This is a genomic window from Serratia sp. H1w (genome assembly GCF_000633355.1).
In the GTDB taxonomy this organism is placed as follows: Bacteria; Pseudomonadota; Gammaproteobacteria; order Enterobacterales; family Enterobacteriaceae; genus Chania.
Window position 1 is genome coordinate 116051 of the sequence record NZ_AYMQ01000056.1, and the last position, 21311, is coordinate 137361.

Annotated in this window: 16 protein-coding genes; 5 read left to right on the forward strand and 11 right to left on the reverse strand. The window is 54.4% G+C overall.

What is annotated here, in order from left to right; all coding sequences use genetic code 11:
• Positions 1 to 51 precede the first annotated feature (51 nt).
• Positions 52 to 699 (forward strand): MBL fold metallo-hydrolase, encoded by a 648-nt coding sequence (locus tag U869_RS0113905; protein ID WP_025119403.1) that lies wholly within the window; start codon positions 52 to 54, stop codon positions 697 to 699.
• A gap of 63 nt (positions 700 to 762) precedes the next feature.
• Here the strand turns inward: U869_RS0113905 and U869_RS0113910 are convergent, their stop codons facing one another.
• The 5 genes from U869_RS0113910 to U869_RS0113930 form a co-directional block, all read right to left on the reverse strand.
• On the reverse strand, positions 763 to 1953 hold the full coding sequence (locus U869_RS0113910; RefSeq protein ID WP_025119404.1) for an amino acid aminotransferase: 1191 nt from the start codon (positions 1951 to 1953) through the stop codon (positions 763 to 765).
• Between the two features lie 247 nt (positions 1954 to 2200).
• Positions 2201 to 3301: a porin OmpC gene (ompC, locus tag U869_RS0113915; RefSeq protein ID WP_025119405.1), complete on the reverse strand. Its 1101-nt coding sequence runs from the start codon at positions 3299 to 3301 to the stop codon at positions 2201 to 2203.
• 302 nt (positions 3302 to 3603) lie between these two features.
• Entirely contained in the window at positions 3604 to 5004 is a 1401-nt protein-coding gene (gene asnS, locus U869_RS0113920; RefSeq protein WP_025119406.1) for an asparagine--tRNA ligase, read from the reverse strand.
• Positions 5005 to 5324: 320 nt separating this feature from the next.
• Positions 5325 to 6530, reverse strand: coding sequence for a nicotinate phosphoribosyltransferase (gene pncB / locus U869_RS0113925; RefSeq protein WP_025119407.1), 1206 nt, complete (start codon positions 6528 to 6530; stop codon positions 5325 to 5327).
• A 253-nt stretch (positions 6531 to 6783) separates the two neighbouring features.
• Positions 6784 to 8484, reverse strand: coding sequence for a GGDEF domain-containing protein (locus U869_RS0113930; protein WP_025119408.1), 1701 nt, complete (start codon positions 8482 to 8484; stop codon positions 6784 to 6786).
• A 344-nt stretch (positions 8485 to 8828) separates the two neighbouring features.
• On the opposite strand from U869_RS0113930, the gene pepN reads away from it, so the two are divergent.
• Positions 8829 to 11444: an aminopeptidase N gene (gene pepN / locus U869_RS0113935; protein ID WP_025119409.1), complete on the forward strand. Its 2616-nt coding sequence runs from the start codon at positions 8829 to 8831 to the stop codon at positions 11442 to 11444.
• A gap of 34 nt (positions 11445 to 11478) precedes the next feature.
• Here pepN and ssuB read toward each other — a convergent pair whose 3' ends face one another.
• The 5 genes from ssuB to ssuE are packed head-to-tail and all read right to left on the reverse strand — an operon-like array spanning position 11479 to position 15784.
• Positions 11479 to 12252, reverse strand: a complete 774-nt coding sequence (gene ssuB, locus U869_RS0113940) for an aliphatic sulfonates ABC transporter ATP-binding protein (protein WP_025119410.1) — start codon at positions 12250 to 12252, stop codon at positions 11479 to 11481.
• Positions 12252 to 13043: an aliphatic sulfonate ABC transporter permease SsuC gene (gene ssuC, locus U869_RS0113945; protein WP_025119411.1), complete on the reverse strand. Its 792-nt coding sequence runs from the start codon at positions 13041 to 13043 to the stop codon at positions 12252 to 12254. Before ssuC ends, ssuB begins: the two co-directional genes overlap by 1 nt.
• Positions 13044 to 13054: 11 nt before the next feature.
• Positions 13055 to 14203: an FMNH2-dependent alkanesulfonate monooxygenase gene (ssuD, locus tag U869_RS0113950; protein WP_025119412.1), complete on the reverse strand. Its 1149-nt coding sequence runs from the start codon at positions 14201 to 14203 to the stop codon at positions 13055 to 13057.
• 15 nt (positions 14204 to 14218) lie between these two features.
• Positions 14219 to 15184 (reverse strand): sulfonate ABC transporter substrate-binding protein, encoded by a 966-nt coding sequence (locus U869_RS0113955; RefSeq protein ID WP_025119413.1) that lies wholly within the window; start codon positions 15182 to 15184, stop codon positions 14219 to 14221.
• A gap of 21 nt (positions 15185 to 15205) precedes the next feature.
• On the reverse strand, positions 15206 to 15784 hold the full coding sequence (gene ssuE, locus U869_RS0113960) for an NADPH-dependent FMN reductase (RefSeq protein WP_025119414.1): 579 nt from the start codon (positions 15782 to 15784) through the stop codon (positions 15206 to 15208).
• Between the two features lie 478 nt (positions 15785 to 16262).
• On the opposite strand from ssuE, the gene pyrD reads away from it, so the two are divergent.
• Both pyrD and U869_RS0113970 read left to right on the forward strand, forming a co-directional pair.
• Entirely contained in the window at positions 16263 to 17273 is a 1011-nt protein-coding gene (gene pyrD / locus U869_RS0113965; RefSeq protein WP_025119415.1) for a quinone-dependent dihydroorotate dehydrogenase, read from the forward strand.
• 157 nt (positions 17274 to 17430) lie between these two features.
• Complete coding sequence (locus tag U869_RS0113970) at positions 17431 to 17979, forward strand: cell division protein ZapC (RefSeq protein WP_025119416.1); 549 nt, start codon at positions 17431 to 17433, stop codon at positions 17977 to 17979.
• A 1-nt stretch (position 17980) separates the two neighbouring features.
• On the opposite strand, the gene U869_RS0113975 is transcribed toward U869_RS0113970, so the two are convergent.
• Positions 17981 to 19084, reverse strand: coding sequence for a YcbX family protein (locus tag U869_RS0113975; protein WP_025119417.1), 1104 nt, complete (start codon positions 19082 to 19084; stop codon positions 17981 to 17983).
• A gap of 103 nt (positions 19085 to 19187) precedes the next feature.
• Between U869_RS0113975 and rlmKL the strand changes: the two genes are divergently transcribed.
• The gene (rlmKL, locus tag U869_RS0113980) at positions 19188 to 21308 is read left to right on the forward strand and encodes a bifunctional 23S rRNA (guanine(2069)-N(7))-methyltransferase RlmK/23S rRNA (guanine(2445)-N(2))-methyltransferase RlmL (protein ID WP_025119418.1); all 2121 of its coding nucleotides are present in this window, start codon (positions 19188 to 19190) and stop codon (positions 21306 to 21308) included.
• The last annotated feature ends 3 nt before the right edge of the window (positions 21309 to 21311 follow it).

Genomic DNA, 21311 nt, shown 5'->3' on the forward strand with positions numbered 1-21311 from the left:
CGGTGAATGGCACCCGTCCTTTGGACGCGGTGCCGTTGTCGTTGGAGTTTTATGAAATACCATATTATCCCCGTAACGGCGTTCAGCCAGAACTGTACGCTTATCTGGTGTGACGTGACCAAACAGGCGGCACTGGTCGATCCTGGTGGTGACCCGGAAAAAATAAAGGCTGCCGTTGCCGAAAAGGGCGTGCAGGTCAGCCAGGTCCTGTTGACGCACGGCCATCTTGATCATGTAGGTGCAGCGGCAGAAATGGCCGAGTATTATCAGGTGCCCATCTATGGGCCGGATAAAGAAGACGCCTTCTGGCTTGAAGGCTTGCCAGCGCAGAGCCGTATGTTTGGCCTTGATGAGTGCGCCGCTCTCACACCGACCCAGTGGTTGGAAGAGGGGGATAAAGTGCAGGTGGGCGAGATGTTGCTGAACGTGCTGCATTGCCCTGGTCATACGCCTGGCCATATTGTTTTTATCAACGAACAGTCACGCCTGGCGTTAGTGGGCGATGTATTGTTTAACGGTGGCGTTGGTCGCAGTGATTTCCCACGTGGTGACCATCAGGCGCTGATCGCTTCGATCCGCAACAAATTGCTGCCTCAGGGCGACGACATGGCGTTTATTCCAGGACATGGCCCGATGTCTACCTTTGGCCAAGAACGTCAAACCAATCCCTTCCTGCGCGAAGAACCGGCTATCTGGTAACGGAGTTTGGCTGTCAAAATAACAAAGGGGCGCTAATGCGCCCCTTTTCAATGCTAAATCCGCTTACAGCACGGCAACGATGGCTTCGCACAGCGGCGCCATATTGTCCGGCGTCATCCCGGCGACGTTAACGCGGCCGGAGTTAACGGCATACACGCCAAATTCATCACGGAGGCGCAGCACCTGCTCTTTGGTCAGGCCGCTGAAGGAGAACATGCCGTTCTGGTTGATGATAAAGCTGAAGTCCTGTTCTGCCCCTTTCTCTTGCAGGGTATTGACGAACAGCTGACGCATGCGGTGAATACGCTGGCGCATATCGGTCAGCTCTTGTTCCCAAATGGCGCGCAGCGCTGGGTTACCCAGGATGGTGGCAACGACTGCCGCACCGTGTGAAGGTGGGTTCGAGTAGTTGGCACGGATTGCGGCTTTCACCTGGCTGAAGGCACGATCGGCGGTTTCTGCATCGGCAGCCACCACGGTGCAGGCACCCACACGTTCGTTATACAGGCCAAAGTTCTTCGAGTAGGAGCTGGCAACAATCAGTTCCTGATGTTTGGCCGCAAAGATGCGCAGACCCTGTGCATCTTCTTCCAGGCCCTTGGCAAAGCCCTGGTAGGCGAAGTCGAACAGCGGCAACCAGCCCTTGGCAACGGACAGTTCAGCCAGTTGAGCCCATTGGGCTTCGGTTGGATCGATGCCGGTCGGGTTATGGCAGCAGCCGTGGAACAGCACCACGTCGCCGGCCTGAGCCTGGCTTAGGCTGGTGAGCAGACCATCGAAGTCCAGTGCATGGTTGGCCGCGTCGTAATAGTTGTATTCCAACACTTCCAGGCCAACGGCACCAAACACGTTCTTATGGTTCGGCCAGCTTGGGTTGCTCACCCAGATACGCTTGGCGCTGGTCTGGTTGGCAATAAAATCGGCCGCGACACGCAGGGCACCGGTACCACCAGGGGTTTGCGCCGTGCGGGCACGTTTGTCAGTGATGATCGGGCTCTGTTTGCCGAACAGCAGTTCTTGCGTGCAGCTGGCAAATTCAGGAATACCTTCAATGCCCAGGTAGTTTTTGGTGGTCTCATTTTCCAGCAGATACTGTTCAGCTTTCTTAACGCTGGTCAGCACCGGGGTTTTGCCGGTTTCGTCTTTATAGACGCCAATGCCTAAGTTGATTTTATTCTCACGCTTGTCCGCGCGGAAAATGTCGGTCAGACCCAGAATTGGATCGGCTGGTGCAGCGGTGATTTTTTCAAACATGTCAGATGCTTCCATGGCCTAGAGTTAAGCAGACAGAAACATCAGGGTAACGCCAGTTATCGCCTTTGCCAACCGTTTGCGAGAAAAACACCTCGATCTTGTGATGGCGGCAGATTCAGCACAAAAAATGACGGGGAAGGGCGGATTGGCAGAATAAAAAATGGTGGGAAGCGCTAAAAACAAAAACAGGGCCGAAGCCCTGTTTTTTTAACTTAGCTGACGGCGAACCGTCATCAAGTGCAACAACTTAGAACTGGTAAACCAGACCGGTAGCTACGATGTTGTCAGTAGCGATGCCGTTAGCACGAGTGAAGTCGTTGTCGTCCAGCAGGTTGATTTTGTAGTCAACGTAGGTAGACATGTTTTTGTTGAAGTAGTAGGTTGCGCCAACATCAACATATTTAACCAGGTCGTTATCGGTGCCGTTAGGGCCAGCCAAATCCTTACCCTTAGACTGCAGGTAAGCGATAGATGGACGCAGACCGAAATCGAACTGGTACTGAGCTACCACTTCGAAGTTCTGAGTTTTGTTAGCGATACCGTTAGGTGCTTTAGATGCGCTACCGTATGGAGTCATGTTGCGGGTTTCTGCATACATGGTAGCCAGGTAGACGTTGTTCGCATCGTATTTAGCACCCACGGTCCATGCATCAGCTACGTTACCGCCAGCAGTGCTGTTGTCTTTCTGGTCAATAGTACGGTTAGATGAAGAATAAGCCGCACCTAAGCTGACGCCACTGTCCAGAATTGCATAGGTGGTAGAAACACCAACGCCGTCACCGTTTTGTTTCTTGATGTCACGGTCATCGTTTTCGTTCTTGCCTTGGTATTGCAGAGCGAAGTTCCAGCCATCAACCAGACCGAAGAAGTTGTTGTTACGGTAAGTAGCAACGCCGTTAGCACGGCCAGTCATGAAGTTGTCGGTAGTGGTGTAAGTATCGCCACCGAATTCTGGCAGCATGTCTGTCCAGCCTTCAACGTCATACACAACGCCGTAGTTACGGCCGTAGTCGAATGAACCGTAGTCAGCAAATTTCAGACCTGCGAAGCCCAGACGAGTTTTAGTACCTTCGGTACCTTGTGACTCGGCGTGGTTAGCTTGCACGTTGTATTCCCACTGGCCGTAACCGGTCAGTTGGTCAGTAATCTGGGTTTCACCTTTGAAGCCAAAACGCACGTATGACTGGTCGCCATCGTTGCCTTTGTCGTTAGAGAAGTAGTGCAGGCCGTCAACTTTACCGTACAGATCCAGTTTGTTACCGTCTTTGTTGTAGATCTCAGCTGCGTTGGCTGCACCAGCTGCTAACAGAGCTGGGATCACTACTGCAAGAATGTTGCGCTTCATCATCATTATTACCCTCATTGGTTTTATTCGGACACCTTGCCACTGCCGCCAATAATTCTTTTGGAACTATTGTTGATAGATTGGTGTCGTCCTGTGTCTGCACGCAGTGTTCCATTCACGGGCAGGTTTATCTAGAACGAAAATGCTACCAATGTCGCAATCTGGTTTCAGAAAGCAACGATGTGTAACATTTTGTGTATTTTAGGGAACTTTGTGATGCAGGTCAATATTCAAAAATGCGAAAGGCCAGCTAAGCTGGCCTTGATTATGTAAAAAACAGGTTTAAATTATGTTTACTTTGATGCTTAGAAACTGGCGTTACGTGGTGTTCTTGGGAATGGGATCACGTCACGGACGTTTTGTACTCCGGTCACATAGGCGATTAAACGCTCAAAACCTAAGCCAAAACCAGAATGTGGCACGGTGCCATAGCGGCGCAGATCGCGATACCACCAATAATCTTCCTTATTGAGGCCCATCTCTGCCAGACGTTGATCCAACACATCGAGACGCTCTTCACGCTGTGAACCACCGATGATTTCACCGATGCCCGGCGCTAACACATCCATCGCCGCGACGGTTTTGCCATCTTCGTTCATGCGCATATAGAAGGCTTTGATGTCTTTCGGGTAGTTTTTCACGACTACCGGAGCCTTGAAGTGTTGCTCGGCCAGAAAGCGCTCGTGTTCAGACGACAGATCGATACCCCAGGAAACCGGGTTCTCGAAGGTCTGACCGGAAGCGATCAGGATCTCAACGGCTTCGGTGTAATCCACCTGGGCGAAATCAGAAGAGACAAAGCGCTTCAGACGGTCGATGGCGTCTTTATCTACCCGCTCGGCGAAGAATTGCAGATCGTCGGCACGTTCATCCAGAACCGCCTGGAAGACATACTTCAGCATGCTCTCGGCCAGCCCGGCAACGTCGTCCAGGGTGGCAAAGGCCACTTCCGGTTCGATCATCCAGAATTCCGCCAGGTGACGGCTGGTGTTCGAGTTTTCGGCACGGAAGGTTGGGCCAAAGGTATACACTTTTGACAGCGCACAGGCGTAGGTTTCGCCGTTCAACTGGCCGGAAACCGTCAGGAAGGCTTCTTTACCGAAGAAATCCTGGCTGAAATCGACGGCACCTTTATCGGTGCGTGGCAGGTTTTCCATATCCAGCGTAGAAACGCGGAACATTTCACCGGCACCTTCGGTATCTGATGCGGTGATCAGCGGGGTGGAAACCCAGAAATAACCGTTCTCATGGAAGTAGCGGTGGATCGCCTGTGCCAAAGTGTGACGCACGCGGGCAACCGCGCCAATCAGGTTGGTGCGCGGGCGCAGGTGAGCGACTTCACGCAGGTATTCGATGCTGTGGCGTTTGGCCGCCATTGGATAGGTATCCGGATCGTCAACCCAACCCACGACTTTGATTGCCGTGGCTTGCAGTTCGAAACTCTGGCCTTCACCCGGTGATGGCACCACGGTCCCGGTGACTTCAATCGAACAACCGGTCGTCAGGCGTAACACTTCGTCCTGATAATTCGACAGAGAATCATTAACAACGGCCTGTAACGGATTAAAGCAGGAGCCGTCATAAACGGCGAGGAAGGAGATACCAGCTTTAGAATCTCTCCGGGTACGTACCCAACCGCGCACGGTGACTTCACTGTCAACCGCAGCACGACCTTGCAGTACGTCGACTACAGGCACTACGCTCATAGATTTCTCTCTTATAAGTTTTGATTCAGAAATAGGCTAACAACCCAAGAATTTGGGGATATTGCTATGTTACTTGCCGCGTTGCAGAGCACAAGCAGAAATCATCAGAATGGGACAACATTTATTGCGGTGAGGTAAAAAGAGTCGCTATATAAAGGAAGAGATGAGCGTTAGGGGACCGATCTAGCTACAATTTGGCTCCCGCATCTGGCTTTAACACGGGCGCAGCATGAAGCGCCACTACGTAGCGTCACATTAGCAGCCAACGACGCTGAACGGGCTCCCTCTCCCAGTGGGAGAGGGTTGGGGTGAGGGGGACCTTAACTGGCTTTCTTGACCAGTGGCAGATCGAAGGCTTTGCGCAACGCCTTAACAAACGCGGGATCCTGGCAGATGGTTTTGCCTGGGCTATCGGACAGTTTGGCAACCGGCTTGCCTTTGCATTCGACCAGCTTGATCACAATATTCAACGGCTTGACGCCGGGGATATTGCAGGTCAGGCGTGTGCCGATGCCAAAGACCAGGTTGATGCGCCGATCAAAGTGGCGATACAGCGCCAGCGCCTTGTCCAGATCCAGATTGTCTGAAAACACCAGCGTCTTGCTCATGGGATCGATACCCAATTGCTGGTAATGGGCAATAGCTTTTTCACCCCATTCGATCGGATCGCCAGAATCGTGGCGCAGGCCTTGATAACGTTGGGCAAACTGCTGGCCGAAATCACGCAGGAACGCATCCATGGTGATGCAGTCGGTCAGCGCAATGCCGAGCTGATCGGGGTATTCATCCAGCCAGGCTTGCAAGGCGGCGCGCTGGCTGTTGGCCAGCACCGGGCTAATCTGTTGATGAGCCTGGAACCATTCATGAGCCTGGGTACCTACCGGGGTCAGATCCAGCCGATGTGCCAGATCGTAGTTACTGGTGCCGACCAGATACGGGAATTCGTCTTGCAACGTGCTGACGATGGCCTGTTGCACATCGCGCGAGAAGCGGCGGCGGCTGCCGAAGTCCATCAGCTTGAAGCGTGAGATATCAATATCCCCGCTCAGTTGCTTGAACTGCGCCAGGTTCTGGCGCAACTGGCGAATGGCCATCTCTGGTGTAGCCTGCGGCGAACGATGGCGATGCACCACTTCACTGATCACCGCCAACAACGGCACTTCCCACATAATCACTTCGCGCCAAGGGCCAGCGATGCGGATATGCAGTTTGCCACTGTCATTGACAATGGTGACCTGCTGCGGATCGTAACGGAACTCGCGCAGCCAGCTCAGGTAATCCTGATGGAAGAAAGGCAGGCTGGAGAGATAGCGGTATTCGGCTTCGGTCAGCGCCAACTCGCTCATCATGGCAACCTGCGCGCGGATCTCGTCGGCGTATTCGCCCAGCAGTTCGTCGCCACGGCAACGGAACTCCGCCGCAACGGTAATTGCGGGGTAGCGATGGAACACTGCTTGCTGCATATGAAGCTTGTAGGCATCAGTATCGAGCAGTGAAGTCAAAATCGGGGAAGCGTATAGAGTCATATCGCGTTACAGCATCCTCGTCAGGCGCGTGTCCAAATCCGGATAATCATAAAAGTGAGGGGAGTATACCCGGATTATCCTGTTATTGAAGCCACATCACACCACAAATGGCCGGAAGGGGTCGAGGATTAAACGTGCCTTTATGGTGTCAGAGGCGCGATGTCAGGCGGGAAATGCCAGATAATCCAATAAACTGAACAACTTAGTCTATTTACTCATAAAAATTATGAGGTTAATTATTTTAAACACAGTTTCAGATAAAGCCGGTTGGCGTATAGATGCTGACCCGGTTACGGCCGCTCTTTTTACAAAAATACAGTGCTTCGTCGGCCTGCTTGATGGCAGGGTGCAGCTCTGCCTGACTGCTCACGGCGGCAATGCCACAGCTGATGGTAAAGCGCACCCGTTTCCCGTTGAGCAACTCCAGGCACATCTGTTGGGTTTGCTCACGCAGTGCTTCCATCATGCTGCGGGCATTATCCAGTGAACAGTGGCCGAGCAGCAGGGCAAATTCCTCGCCGCCGTAGCGGCAAAAGATATCGCTGGAACGGAAGGTGTCAGTGAGCGACTGGGCGAACATCACCAGCACCCGATCGCCGATATCGTGGCCATAGGTATCGTTGAGACGCTTGAAGTTATCGATATCGATCAGGCAGAACGCCTGCGGGTAGCTACTCTGCGCAAGCATCTCGCACTCGAGGAAAAATTTACGGCGGTTATAAATGTTGGTCAGCGGGTCGAAGAACGACGAGACCTCCAGCTCTTTGATCAACTGCTGCTTTTCATTTTCCAGTGCAATCTTGACCTGATTGTAGTGTTTGAGTTGGGTGATGGCATCGCTGATGGCGATCAGCTCTTTACTATAAAACGGTTCATTTTCATCAATATCCATATCGCCTTTTGACAGGCGGAGAATATTTTTATGCGTTTTGGTCAGCCAGCGGGTGATGTTGGAACAGAAGATCATGGAAGGTAACAGGATAAACAGGGCAATCAGCCCACTCAGAGAGATCATGCCGTAGATGGCCGTCTGGCTGTCATACATTTTGGCCTGGGAGGCGGCCATCTCCAGCTCAAAGCTGCGCTCGTAAAGCCGTTGGGACAGCCGATCCATCTCTTCAATGTAGCCCGCGATCAAATTGATGTTATAGACGCTATTGTGGTTAATGGCCTGATATAACCCGTCTGAAATGCCGCTGATCCGCTCACTGGAGATGCTACGTAACATTTCTTCGACCAGCTCGGAGATCTGCGGGTCGTTATAGGCCAGTTTCAAAAAGGCCAAGCGGGTGCCGAGCGGGTTGAGCACCCCTGTCAACTGGATGGCTTTCAGGTAAGAATCCTTGCGTTCCTCACTGTTGAGGTTGACGTCGATAATCTGATCGATCAGCTCGGTCAGCGACATATTCAGCCGGTTATTGAGGCGAATAGCCTCCAAAAACAGGAAGGAGTCGGCATTGATCAACCGGGTATCGTAGGTGTAGCGGTAGAAGGCTTTGGTGGTCTGAACGATATAATAGGCGCTGTTGATATTGAACAGGTTGCTGCTGGTGCCATTCACTTGGGAAACCTGGAGCGAATCGTTATCCAGCAGCCTCTCCATCCAGTCGATCATGGACAGGATCGCAATCTTTTGCCGAATACCCAACTGCTGGGCGAGACCATTGTTGATATGGGATTTTACCTGCGCAATTTTATCCCGCGCCTGTTGGTCGGCGCTTTGCCATTCGGCCTCGGTGACGGATTTATCAACCAGCCCCAATCTTTTTAGCCGGTGAGCCAGCAGCGTGGCCTGAAAGGCTTCGGCGATCTCCTTGGTCCGACCGACCTTATACAGATTTTCCAGACTTTGCGCATAGCTGGCCTGCGCCTTGAACAGCCCATTGGCAATAAAAACGGCAAAGGAAAGCATGATGGCAAAGGTGAAGAAATAGATCAGGTATTTTACTTTCATGCTAATCCGTTTCTCCTACTGGCTCTAGCGCAATTATATCATCGGCTCTGTGGGTTTTCCTCAGGAATCATGCTGTCGAGCAGGCTGGGTCCGCGCTCAATTAAGCATAAAATGCTGAGTCTGACGTTCAGCAAAGCGCCATGCTGGCAACGGCAGCGTTAACCGCAGCGCATGTCTGCGCCTGATGTGTGATTTTATGGTGTGACTTGCTGCCATCTCTGGGTTTTTTTTATAGCTGTGATACAGTTTATTCACAATCGGGCCCTTGAGGTGCCGCGCCTTCCTTTACTGCGGTATGCTCCGAGCCCGGAACCTGTAACTCACTGAGACGTCAAAGGGTTTTTATGACACAACTGCCACAGGCGAAGTATCGCCACGATTATCGCGCCCCGGATTATACCATCACCGATATCGACCTGAATTTCGAACTGGATGCAGACACCACGCGCGTGACTGCCGTCAGCCAGATCAAACGGCAGGGTGCTGCCGATGCTTCGCTAACGCTGAATGGCGAAGACCTGACGCTGGTGAGTATTCAGGTGGATGGTCAGCCGTGGAGCGCTTATCACCAGCAGGAAAACCAACTGGTGATTGAACAGCTACCGGCTCAGTTTACCCTGACGATCGTTAACGACATCCATCCGGCCAAAAATAGCGCGCTGGAAGGGCTGTACCTGTCTGGCGAAGCGCTGTGCACCCAATGTGAAGCCGAAGGCTTCCGCCATATTACTTTCTATCTGGATCGCCCAGACGTACTGGCTCGCTTCACTACCCGCATCGTCGCTGACAAAGCGCGCTATCCGTTCCTGCTGTCGAACGGTAACCGGGTGGCTGAAGGGGATCTGGAGGATGGGCGTCACTGGGTACAATGGCAGGATCCGTTCCCGAAACCGAGCTATCTGTTTGCGCTGGTAGCGGGGGATTTCGACGTCCTGCGTGATAGCTTTACCACCCGTTCTGGCCGCAAAGTGGCGTTAGAGCTGTTTGTCGATCGTGGCAATCTGGATCGCGCCGATTGGGCCATGACCTCGTTGAAAAACTCAATGAAGTGGGACGAGACCCGCTTTGGCCTGGAATACGATCTGGATATCTACATGATCGTCGCCGTGGATTTCTTCAACATGGGGGCGATGGAGAACAAAGGGTTAAATATCTTTAACTCCAAGTACGTGTTGGCCAAAGCGGAAACTGCCACGGACAAGGATTACCTGAATATTGAAGCGGTGATCGGCCACGAATATTTCCATAACTGGACCGGTAACCGTGTCACCTGCCGCGACTGGTTCCAGCTCAGCCTGAAAGAAGGGCTGACGGTGTTCCGCGATCAGGAGTTCAGCTCAGACCTGGGTTCCCGTTCGGTCAACCGTATTGATAATGTGCGGGTGATGCGTGGTGCGCAGTTTGCCGAAGACGCCAGCCCGATGGCACACGCCATCCGGCCGGACAAAGTGATCGAGATGAACAACTTCTATACCTTGACGGTGTATGAGAAGGGTTCCGAAGTGATCCGCATGTTGCACACGCTGCTGGGGGAACAACAGTTCCAGGCGGGGATGCAGCTCTATTTCGAACGTCACGACGGCAGTGCGGCCACCTGCGATGATTTTGTGCAGGCGATGGAAGATGCTTCCAACGTCGATCTGTCGCTGTTCCGTCGTTGGTACAGCCAGTCTGGTACGCCGTTGCTGACGGTGCGTGATGACTATAGCGCCGAGCATCAGCAGTATCGTTTGCACGTTAGCCAGAAAACCGCACCGACGGCCGATCAGCCAGAAAAGCTGCCGTTGCATATTCCGCTGGATATAGAGCTTTACGACAGCGAAGGCAACGTAATTCCTTTGCAGAAAGATGGCTCACCGGTCAATAACGTATTGAACGTCACTGCCGCCGAGCAGACCTTTGTTTTTGATGGTGTCGCCCATAAGCCAGTTCCTTCACTGCTGCGTGAGTTCTCTGCGCCGGTCAAGCTGGATTACCCGTACAGCGATCAGCAACTGACCTTCCTGATGCAGCATGCACGCAATGAGTTTGCTCGCTGGGATGCCGCGCAGAGTCTGCTGGCCATTTACATCAAACTGAACGTCGCCAAGTATCAGCAGAAGCAGCCACTATCGCTGCCGCTGCATGTGGCAGATGCCTTCCGTGCGGTGCTGCTGGATGAGCAGTTGGATCCTGCTTTAGCGGCGCAGATCCTCACGCTGCCGTCGGAAAATGAAATTGCCGAGTTGTTCACCACCATCGATCCGGAAGCGATCTCTGCGGTACACGAAGCGATCACCCGTTGTCTGGCCAAAGAGTTGGCCGATGAGTGGCTGGCGGTGTATCACGCCAATAAAACGGAAGGTTACCGGGTTGAACACGGTGATATCGCCAAGCGTGCGCTGCGTAATACCTGCCTGCATTATCTGGCTTTCGGCGATGCAGAGCTGGCCGACAAGCTGGTGGTGCAACAGTTCCAGCAGGCCGACAACATGACCGATTCGCTGGCTGCATTGGCTGCGGCGATGGGGGCACAACTGCCTTGTCGCGATGCCTTGATGGCCGAGTTCGATGAACGCTGGCATCAGGATGGTCTGGTGATGGACAAATGGTTCATTCTCCAGGCCACCAGCCCGGCGGCAGACGTGCTCAGCAAGGTGCGTTCGTTGCTGCAACACCGCTCATTCAGCCTGAGTAATCCAAACCGTACCCGCTCGCTGATTGGTGGCTTCGCCTCGGCCAACCCGGCGGCGTTCCATGCGGCTGACGGCAGCGGCTATCAGTTCCTGGTGGAGATCCTCAGCGATCTGAACAAGCGTAACCCACAGGTTGCTGCGCGTTTGATTGAACCGCTGATCCGCCTGAAGCGTTACGATGCTTCTCGTCAGGCGTTGATGCGTAAGGCGCTGGAGCAGTTGAAAGGGTTGGAGAACCTGTCTGGCGATCTGTTTGAGAAGATCACCAAGGCATTAGACGCGTAAACTATTTAGCGGGACGGCATTTGCCGTCCCCTGATTAATTCGCCACCCGCCGGGATGTCTCAGCGGCCTGCGGTGGCGACAACACTCTTGTCAGCACTTCTGCTTCCAGCTCAGCCAGTTTTGCCGAACCTTTGCGGCGTGGCCGTGGCAAATCAATGGTCAGATCCAGTCCGATACGTCCCTCTTCGATTAACAGCACCCGATCGGCCAGCGCGATCGCCTCGCTGACGTCGTGAGTCACCAGCAGTACGGTGAAACCATGCTGTTGCCAAAGCGTTTCGATCAGTCCCTGCATTTCGATACGGGTTAACGCATCCAGTGCCCCCAATGGTTCATCCAACAGCAATAGTCTTGGGCGGTGGATCAATGCGCGAGCCAGTGCAACCCGCTGTTTCTGCCCGCCAGACAGGGCGGCTGGCCATTCATTGGCGCGATCGGCCAGCCCGACGGTGGCTAGCGCTTGCAATGCATCCTCACGCCAGTTACCGCGCAGCCCAAGCCCCACGTTGTCGATCACTTTTTTCCAGGGCAACAAGCGGGCATCCTGAAACATCAGCCGCGTATCGTCTTTGGCTTGGCTGAGTAGCGCATTACCGCTGAGCAGTGTTCCGCTGTTGGCCGTTTCCAACCCGGCAAGCAAACGTAGCAGGGTGCTTTTGCCACAACCGCTGCGGCCAACCACGGCTACAAACTGGCCTGCGGTGATGCGTAGATGCAGATTGTCCAACACGGTGCGGCTGCCATAACCTTTGCTGATGGCTTCCAGTGTGATGGGGGTGCCTTGTGGAATGCGAGTTGGCGTCGTCATTATGCTTCTCCTGATTTCAGTTGATAGGCCGGATGCCAACGTAGCCAGACGCGTTCGAGCAACTGTGCGCTGGCATCGGCCAGTTTGCCGAGCAGGGCATACAAAATAATGGCGACAACCACCACGTCGGTTTGCAGGAATTCACGGGCGTTCATCGCCAGATAACCGATACCCGAGTTGGCGGAGATGGTTTCGGCGACGATCAGCGTCAGCCACATAAAACCGAGGGCAAAACGCACGCCGACCATGATCGAAGGTAATGCACCGGGCAACACCACCTGCGTAAACAGACGAAAGCCGCCCAGGCCGTAGCTGCGCGCCATTTCCAGCAGGCCACGATCGATATTCTTGATGCCGTGATAGGTATTCAGGTAGATCGGGAACAGCGTACCCAGCGCCACCAGGAAGATTTTGGCGGACTCGTCGATGCCGAACCACAGGATCACCAGCGGGATCAGCGCCAGATGTGGCACGTTACGGATCATCTGCACCGAGCTGTCGAGCAGACGCTCCCCCCAACGGGACAGGCCGGTAATAAACCCCAGCACCAGGCCAATGCTGCCGCCAATACTGAAGCCAATCAGCGCCCGCCAACTGCTGATGGTCAGGTGTTGCCATAGTTCGCCGCTCTTGGTCAACGCCCAAAAGGCGGCCACCACGGCGCTCGGCGCTGGCAAGATACGGTTAGATAACCAGCCAGCCTCAACGGCGGTCTGCCAGCCAATCACCAGCGCTACCGGCAAAGCCCAGGGGGCCAGGCGGTGCAGAATTTGTTGTGCCCCGATCGCCATCCTCGTGCTCCTCAGCTTTGTGATACTTTTTGTGGAACATAGATATTGGCGACCACCTCGCCCTGAGGCTTGATCGCACGCAGTTGGGCCGGGAGTTCGCTGGTAGCCAGATCGAGATGCGGAAACAGCAGTTCACCGACGCGATAAGCCTCTTCCAGATGTGGGTAGCCGGAAAGGATAAAGGTATCGATGCCCAGATCGGCGTATTCCTGGATGCGTTGCGCAACGGTTGGGCCATCGCCCACCAAGGCCGTACCTGCGCCGCCACGCACTAGCCCGACGCCAGCCCACAGGTTAGGGCTGATTTCCAGATGGTCTTTCTTGCCACCGTGCAGGGCTGCCATACGCTGCTGGCCTACAGAGTCGAAGCGGGCGAAGGCTTTTTGGGCATCGGCAATGGTTTGCTCATCCAGATTGGCGATCAAACGGTCGGCTGCCCGCCAGGCTTCTTCGGTGGTTTCACGCACGATGACATGCAGGCGGATACCGAAGCGGACTTTACGGCCCAGGGCTGCCGCTTTGGCTCGCACCTCTTCTATTTTCTCTTTCACCTGAGCAGGGGGTTCTCCCCAGGTCAGATACAATTCGACCTGCTCGGCCGCCAAATCCTGAGCCGCCTCGGAGGAGCCGCCAAAATACAGCGGTGGGCGGGGTTGTTGCACTGGCGGGAACAACAGTTTGGCGCCTTTCACCTGAATATGCTTACCGGCGAAATCGACGGTTTCCCCTTCCAACACTTTGCGCCACACGTGAGTAAACTCGGCAGAGGCTTCATAACGCTCGGTATGATTAAGATGTAATCCTTCCGCTGCCAGTTCTTCCGGATCGCCACCGGTCACCAGATTGAACAGGGCGCGGCCATTGGAAAGTCGATCCAGCGTGGCGGCCTGTCTGGCTGCCAGCGTCGGGGAGATGATGCCAGGGCGCAGAGCCACCAGGAATTTCAACCGCTGGGTGACCGGAATTAATGACGCGGCAACCAGCCAAGAGTCCTCGCAAGAGCGCCCCGTTGGGATCAGCACGCCGCCGAAGCCAAGCCGGTCAGCGGCCTGGGCGATCTGCTGAAGGTAACCGTAATCGACTGCGCGTGCCCCCTCTGAGCTTCCCAGATAGTGGCCATCTCCGTGAGTAGGTAAAAACCAGAATACGTTAATGCTCATAGCGTGCTCTCCTGACTATTGTGCGGCTGGGTGCCAGATGCGTTGAGAAATATCGACCTGTACCGGAACCAACCGGTTGGCGAAAAAGAGATCGGCGGTTTTCTGCTGGGCGGCAATGGTGGTTTCGCCCAATGGCTTGATGGCCGTTGGTGGGCGATGATCCAGATAGCTGGCAATGACCGCTTCCGGTAAGCCCATCGCTTTGGCCAGCAGGGTGATGCTTTGTGCGCGATCGCTATGCGTCAGCGCATCGGCCTGGGTCAGCACCGCTAGCACCTGCTGGATGAACGGGCCGTTGGATTCGGTATAAGGGCGAGCGGCCAGATAGAAGGAGCCGGTCTGGTTCAATTGACTACCGTCGGTTAATACCCGCACTCCGCCTTGCAGCAACGCCGCAGAATAGTAGGGATCCCAAATGACCCAGGCATCGACGTTACCCTGTTGGAAGGCCGCTCTGGCATCGGCAGGCGTCAGATAAACCGGCTGAATATCGGTGAACTTCAGGCCATCTCTTTGCAGTGCGCGCAGCAGCAAGTTATGTGAGCTGGAGCCTTTCTGAAAAGCCACCTTACGGCCTTTCAGTTCGGAGACGCTGTGGATCGGACTGTTTTCCGGCACCAGGATCACTTCTGCCTTCGGTTTTGGTGGCTCGACACCGACGTACAACAGATCGGCGCCAGCGGCTTGGGCAAAGATCGGTGGGATATCGCCGGTGCTACCCAGATCGATGCTGCCGACGTTGAGGGCTTCGAGCATCTGCGGGCCTGCCGGGAATTCGATCCAGCTGATCTTGGTGGCGGGGAAGCGCTGTTCCAGAAGTTGATGGGTTTTGGCCAACACCAGGCTCACCGAGCCTTTTTGGTAGCCGATACGAAACTGAGCGGGCGCGTTATCTTGTGCGACGGCGGTATTGGTCAGTGCTAGCGCCATGATGGCGGCCAGCGCTCCGGTATTAAGCCAACGGCGAAAAGATAGTGGCATGGTGATTTCCTTATGGCATTTTCAGGCGGTTTGCCGGATTAACAGGGAGGCGGCGGTGGTGAGTACCGGCGGTTTACGGCGGCTGAGCGCCAGATAAAAACTGTCCAGTGCTTCGGTCAGGCGTTCAGCCACTCCACCAGATAACTGAGCCTGTTCACCGTTGAGCACTATCTGGCTGTCATCGGCAAACACGCCGTGCAGCACTTCCTGGGCCTTCAGCGCTGCCAGTACCGGTTTCAGCGCATAGTCCACTGCCAGCATGTGGCCGATGGAACCGCCGGTGGCTAGTGGTAACACCACTTTGTGTTCCAGCGCCCGTTCGGGAAGCAGATCGAGCAAGGTTTTCAACGCGCCGGAAAACGACGCCTTGTAAACCGGCGTGGCGATCAATAGGCCATCAGCGGCGGCCAGTTGCGCGGCGAACGCCTTGATGTCTGGGCTATTGAAATTGGCGCGCAGCAGATCGTCTGCCTGGAAATCGTGCAGGGTATAAGGGATCACCTCCACCTGCTGTTGTTGTAGCCAGCGTTGGCTCAGTTGTAACAGCGCCGCCGAGCGTGAGGGGGTTCTTGGACTGCCAGCCAGAGAGATAACGCGCATCGCCACTCCTTATATCAAAAAGTTATCAATGTTAATGTAATGTTCGTAAAGTGTTTTAAAGCTACCAGTAAAAAGGGGTGTTGGTTAAATCTCATTTTTTGATTTTGATATGCGTAAATGGGCAAAGGAGGGGAAATAACGGCATAGGAGGGAAACGATTGCGTTAAACGCGCTTTTTTTGCCTTTAATCAATTCCAATTGCTGAGGGGATACCGGATAATACGCCCCCGGTCGACAGGCCTATCCAAATTCATTGAAGTTGCTGCTGGTAATGCTGCTACAGGTGGGCATTATGCAGAACACCGACACGCCGTAAACCCGTCCCTGGGGGCTCGCAATCGCGCATCCATGCGCTCAACGGTCGGTTAACCTGCATAATGCCCACCCGCCTTAGGCTTCAGAGGTGCGGTATGAAAGGGCAATTAGCATCGTAGCGGCTTCATGTCAGCAGGATATCACCGGGAAATCAGGAGAGTACATGTACTACCCCATCGTCAGGAAAGCCTTGTTCCAGCTCGATCCCGAGCGCGCACACGAATTGACCTTCAGTCAACTGCGCCGAATTACCGGCACCCCATTAGAGTTTCTTATCCGTCAGTCGGTGCCGAGCAAGCCGGTGAGCTGCATGGGCCTCTCTTTTAACAACCCGTTAGGTTTGGCTGCCGGTCTGGATAAAGACGGCGAGTGTATCGATGCCTTTGGCGCGATGGGTTTTGGCTTTGTTGAGGTAGGAACCGTTACACCACGTCCGCAAGCGGGCAATGACAAACCGCGCCTGTTCCGTCTGGTCCCGGCCGAAGGGCTGATCAACCGCATGGGGTTCAATAACCATGGCGTAGACAATCTGGTTGAAAACGTTAAGAAATCCCATTTTGGCGGCGTGTTGGGGATCAATATCGGCAAGAATAAAGACACGCCGGTCGAGCAGGGTAAAGACGATTATCTGATCTGTATGGATAAAGTTTATCCGTATGCTGGCTATATCGCGATTAATATCTCCTCGCCCAATACCCCGGGATTACGATCCCTACAGTATGGTGAAGCGCTGGACGATCTGCTGGCGGCGATTAAAAATAAGCAGGCCGAACTGCACGCCCGCCATCATAAATATGTGCCGGTGGCGGTAAAGATCGCGCCGGATCTTTCAGAAGAAGAACTGATCCAAATAGCGGACAGTTTAGTGCGCCATAATATAGATGGCGTCATCGCCACGAATACCACGCTCGATCGTAAACTGGTTCAGGGGTTGAATTACTGCGATCAGGCGGGGGGATTAAGTGGCCGTCCGGTACAGTTACGCAGCACCGAAGTGATCCGTCGTCTGTCGCAAGAGCTGCAAGGACGCTTGCCGATTATCGGCGTGGGCGGAATTGACTCTCTGACGGCGGCACGGGAGAAAATGGAGGCTGGGGCATCTCTGGTGCAAATTTATTCCGGTTTTATCTTCCACGGACCACGTTTGATTAAAGATATCGTTACCCATATCTAATATTTTGCCTTTCATTTTCGACCGGGGGTTTATTTCTGCCCCCGGCTCGTCTATATTTTGTTCGGTAGCGGAATTATCCGATGTTTAAGCAACTTTTCTGGTGATAAAATCGCCTTTTGCGTAATAGCGTGTTGGCATGTGGTGAGAAGGATAAGCAATGAAGATAAAACCTGACGACAATTGGCGTTGGTATTTTGACGCTGAGCACGATCGACTGATGCTCGATTTAGCCAATGGTATGATCTTTCGTTCACGCTTTCCGGCAAAAATGCTCACCCCGGATGCCTTCGATGAATGCGCGTTCTGCGTCGATGATGCGGCGCTGTATTTTGATTATGAAGAGCAGTGCAAACAGATAAAGCTCAGCCATGAACAACGTGCCGAGCTGGTATTAAATGCGCTGGTCGCCTTTCGCTTTCTTAAACCCCTGATGCCCAAGAGCTGGCATTTTGCTCAGCAGCACTACCCGCTGCGCCCTAAAAATGGCGAGTTGGCGGCGGTGAAGGTGATGGATAGCGGTGTCGAGGCGCGTTTGCTGGTGGTTGAAGCCGGGGATAATGCCAGCCTGTGCCTGCTGGCACAAAATCAGCTGGCGGTGGCTGGGCGCACCATGGTGCTGGGGGATGCAATCAAAGTGATGCACGATCGCCTGAAGCCTTGCGCTACGGATGAACAGTCTGCCCCGGCCTACGACAGGGCAGTCTAGGCTACGCCAGCTTCAAATTACTTTTCGGGATGCAGCTGCAAGCAAGGATGGCGCCGTTGGCGGCCACCGCACTTTTCTTCAGCGGCGCGACCTCGCCCTCGACCAGGGTCATCTTGCAACTGCCGCACAGGCCAGCCCGGCAGGAGTAAGGAATGCGAATGCCTTGCTGCTCCAACTGTTCCAACAAGATCTGCTGGTTATTGCCGGCAAACACCTTCCCGTCATACTCGATGGTTACGCTGGTCGTGCTGTCCTGCGGTGCCTGCACGCTTTCGACCACTTTGCCAGCCCCATAAGGCCGTGGCGGTTTGGTTGACAACACTTCAACGCTGTCGCCGACGCGGATAATACCGCTGTTGCGGGCAATCATGTTTTGACCAAAGTCGACGTCGCCATTATCGGCAGTGCGGAACTGTTGCAGCGTGCTTAATGGCTCACCGTTCGGGTGTTTGCGGCCACGTTCGATGCTGACCGTGGTTAATACGCAACGGCTGCAAGGTTTGACTAAATCGAACATCACGTTGCCTACACGGATAACCTGCCAGCTATCTTCTGCCCAGGCCGGGCTGCCGGTCACCACCAGGTTCGGGCGGAACTGCTCCAGCCTGATGCTGCTTGGGCAACGCTGTTGCAGATCCTGGAATGAGGCTTCATTAATCAGCAGATAAGGGTAACCGTCGGCAAAGGAGAGGGGAATTTCCGGGTGTTTTTTTACCCTGCGGGTTAATTCTGGCCCCAGCCAGCGCAGCTGTACCTCGCGTTGGAAATATCCGCTCAGCCAACTATTGATTTCCGCTGGCGCGATCAGCGCGGTGAAATGGTTGCCCCACACTTCGGTCGGCTGTGCCTGCGGCGCAAAATCAATGAAACGGACCGCCGCGCTGTCACCGTCCGGCGCGGTCAGGAACAGGCCATCGGCTAACAACGCCGGGGTAAACAGCACCATCTGCGGATATTGGCGGGCGGTGATGAAGGTACCATCCGGCTCGGTGATCATAAAACTGCGGTCAAAAGCCAGGCCATGGCTGGCAACCTGGGCGTGAGAAAGCTGCAAACCCCGTAGTGATTTGACCGGATGAACGTAAAGTCGGGAAAGCGTGATCACCCTGCCTCCGTGCGATTAGAAAAATAGAAGGGAGCAACTTTATGACAAGCGGTCCGGATTAGCTATAATGCGCAACAATTTTCTTTTTGGTGATAAGCACGATATGAACACTCTGTTTGCCAGCACGGCGCGTGGATTGGAAGAACTGTTAAAAAGCGAACTGGAGCGGCTTGGCGCTCACTCCTGCAAAGTGGTGCAGGGTGGGGTACATTTTCAGGGTGACGATCGTCTTCTGTACCAAAGCCTGCTCTGGAGCCGTTTGGCTTCGCGTATTCTGCTGCCGCTGAATGAATTCCGCGTGCACAGCGATCTGGATCTGTACCTTGGTGTGCAGTCCATTGATTGGCCATCGATCTTTGGCCTGGATAAAACCTTTGCCGTGCACTTCAGCGGCCTCAATGAAGAGATCCGCAATAGCCAATATGGCGCATTGAAGGTTAAAGACGCCATTGTGGACAGCTTTACCCGCAAGCTTAACGATCGGCCAACGGTAGAGAAACAGCAGCCAGACATCCGCGTGAACGTCTTCCTGCAGCGTGATATGGCCAGCGTAGCGCTCGATCTGAGCGGCGAAGGTTTGCACCAGCGCGGCTACCGCGATCTTACCGGCCAGGCTCCGCTGAAGGAAAACCTGGCGGCGGCGATCGTCCAACGTTCTGGTTGGCAGCCAGGCACGCCGATGCTGGACCCAATGTGTGGTTCCGGCACGCTGTTGATCGAAGCGGCGATGATCGCTTCCGATCGTGCGCCTGGCCTGCATCGCCAGCATTGGGGCTTCACCGCCTGGAACGGCCATAATGCCGACCTGTGGCGTGAAGTGATCGCCGAAGCGCAAGTGCGAGCAAGCCGTGGTCTGCAAGAAACACCGTCACGTTTCTTCGGCTCGGATATCGATCGTCGCGTTATCGAAATGGCGAAGGGTAACGCCCGCCGCGCTGGCGTGGCCGAATTGATCACCTTCAACGTGAGTGACGTCAGCAAGCTGACCAACCCGCTGCCGGAAGGTCCGGTAGGCACAGTAGTCAGTAACCCGCCATACGGTGAACGTCTTGAGAGCGAACCGGCACTGATTGCGCTGCACAATATGTTAGGGCGCATCATGAAGAGCAACTTTGGCGGTTGGCAGCTTTCATTGTTCAGCGCCTCCCCGGAATTGCTCAGTTGCCTGCAACTGCGTGCCGAGCGTCAGTTCAAGGCGAAAAACGGCCCGCTGGACTGTGTGCAGAAAAACTACCAGTTGGCAGAAAACCCGCAGGGTGCTGGCGGCGTGCAGGTGGCGGAAGATTTTGCCAACCGCCTGCGCAAGAATCTGAAGAAGCTGGACAAGTGGGCGAAACAGCAGGGGATCGAATGCTACCGCCTGTATGATGCCGATCTGCCAGACTATAACGTGGCAGTCGACCGCTACGGCAGTAAAGTCGTGGTACAGGAATATGCGCCGCCGAAAACCATCGACGCACAGAAAGCCCGCCAGCGCCTGTTTGACGTGATTAACGCCACGTTGGCGGTGTTGGAGCTGCCTTCGAATCAGCTGATACTGAAAACCCGCGAACGTCAAAAGGGGAAGAATCAGTATGAGAAACTGGCGCAGAAGGGTGAGTTCCTGCTGGTGGAAGAGTTCAATGCCAAACTGTGGGTCAACCTGACGGATTATCTGGATACCGGCTTGTTCCTCGATCACCGCATCGCGCGTCGTATGCTGGGTGAGATGAGCAAAGGTAAAGACTTCCTTAACCTGTTTGCCTATACCGGCACCGCCAGCGTACACGCCGGGTTGGGGGGCGCACGTAGCACCACCACGGTGGATATGTCGCGTACCTATCTGGAATGGGCAGAGAAGAACCTGCGGGTTAATGGCCTGACCGGCAGACAGCATCGCCTGATCCAGGCAGATTGCCTGTCCTGGTTGCATAATGCCGACGAACAGTTTGACGTGATCTTTATCGATCCGCCGACGTTCTCCAACTCCAAGCGGATGGAGAACACCTTTGACGTACAGCGCGATCATCTGGCGCTGATGAAAGATTTACAACGGATACTGCGCCGTAATGGGACCATCATGTTCTCCAACAACAAACGCGGTTTCCAGATGGATCTGGCTGGTCTGAGTGAACTGGGTCTGGAGGCGAAAGAAATTACCGCCAAGACGCAGTCAGAAGACTTTGCCCGTAACCGTCAGATACACAACTGCTGGCTGGTCACCCACGCCGGCGAAGGAAAATAATTA

Coding starts and splice junctions, on each gene's coding strand:
- U869_RS0113905 (WP_025119403.1), top strand. CDS start 52: ATGAAATACCATATTATCCCCGTAACGGCGTTCAGCCAGAACTGTACG.
- U869_RS0113910 (WP_025119404.1), bottom strand. CDS start 1,953: ATGTTTGAAAAAATCACCGCTGCACCAGCCGATCCAATTCTGGGTCTG.
- ompC (WP_025119405.1), bottom strand. CDS start 3,301: ATGATGAAGCGCAACATTCTTGCAGTAGTGATCCCAGCTCTGTTAGCA.
- asnS (WP_025119406.1), bottom strand. CDS start 5,004: ATGAGCGTAGTGCCTGTAGTCGACGTACTGCAAGGTCGTGCTGCGGTT.
- pncB (WP_025119407.1), bottom strand. CDS start 6,530: ATGACTCTATACGCTTCCCCGATTTTGACTTCACTGCTCGATACTGAT.
- U869_RS0113930 (WP_025119408.1), bottom strand. CDS start 8,484: ATGAAAGTAAAATACCTGATCTATTTCTTCACCTTTGCCATCATGCTT.
- pepN (WP_025119409.1), top strand. CDS start 8,829: ATGACACAACTGCCACAGGCGAAGTATCGCCACGATTATCGCGCCCCG.
- ssuB (WP_025119410.1), bottom strand. CDS start 12,252: ATGACGACGCCAACTCGCATTCCACAAGGCACCCCCATCACACTGGAA.
- ssuC (WP_025119411.1), bottom strand. CDS start 13,043: ATGGCGATCGGGGCACAACAAATTCTGCACCGCCTGGCCCCCTGGGCT.
- ssuD (WP_025119412.1), bottom strand. CDS start 14,203: ATGAGCATTAACGTATTCTGGTTTTTACCTACTCACGGAGATGGCCAC.
- U869_RS0113955 (WP_025119413.1), bottom strand. CDS start 15,184: ATGCCACTATCTTTTCGCCGTTGGCTTAATACCGGAGCGCTGGCCGCC.
- ssuE (WP_025119414.1), bottom strand. CDS start 15,784: ATGCGCGTTATCTCTCTGGCTGGCAGTCCAAGAACCCCCTCACGCTCG.
- pyrD (WP_025119415.1), top strand. CDS start 16,263: ATGTACTACCCCATCGTCAGGAAAGCCTTGTTCCAGCTCGATCCCGAG.
- U869_RS0113970 (WP_025119416.1), top strand. CDS start 17,431: ATGAAGATAAAACCTGACGACAATTGGCGTTGGTATTTTGACGCTGAG.
- rlmKL (WP_025119418.1), top strand. CDS start 19,188: ATGAACACTCTGTTTGCCAGCACGGCGCGTGGATTGGAAGAACTGTTA.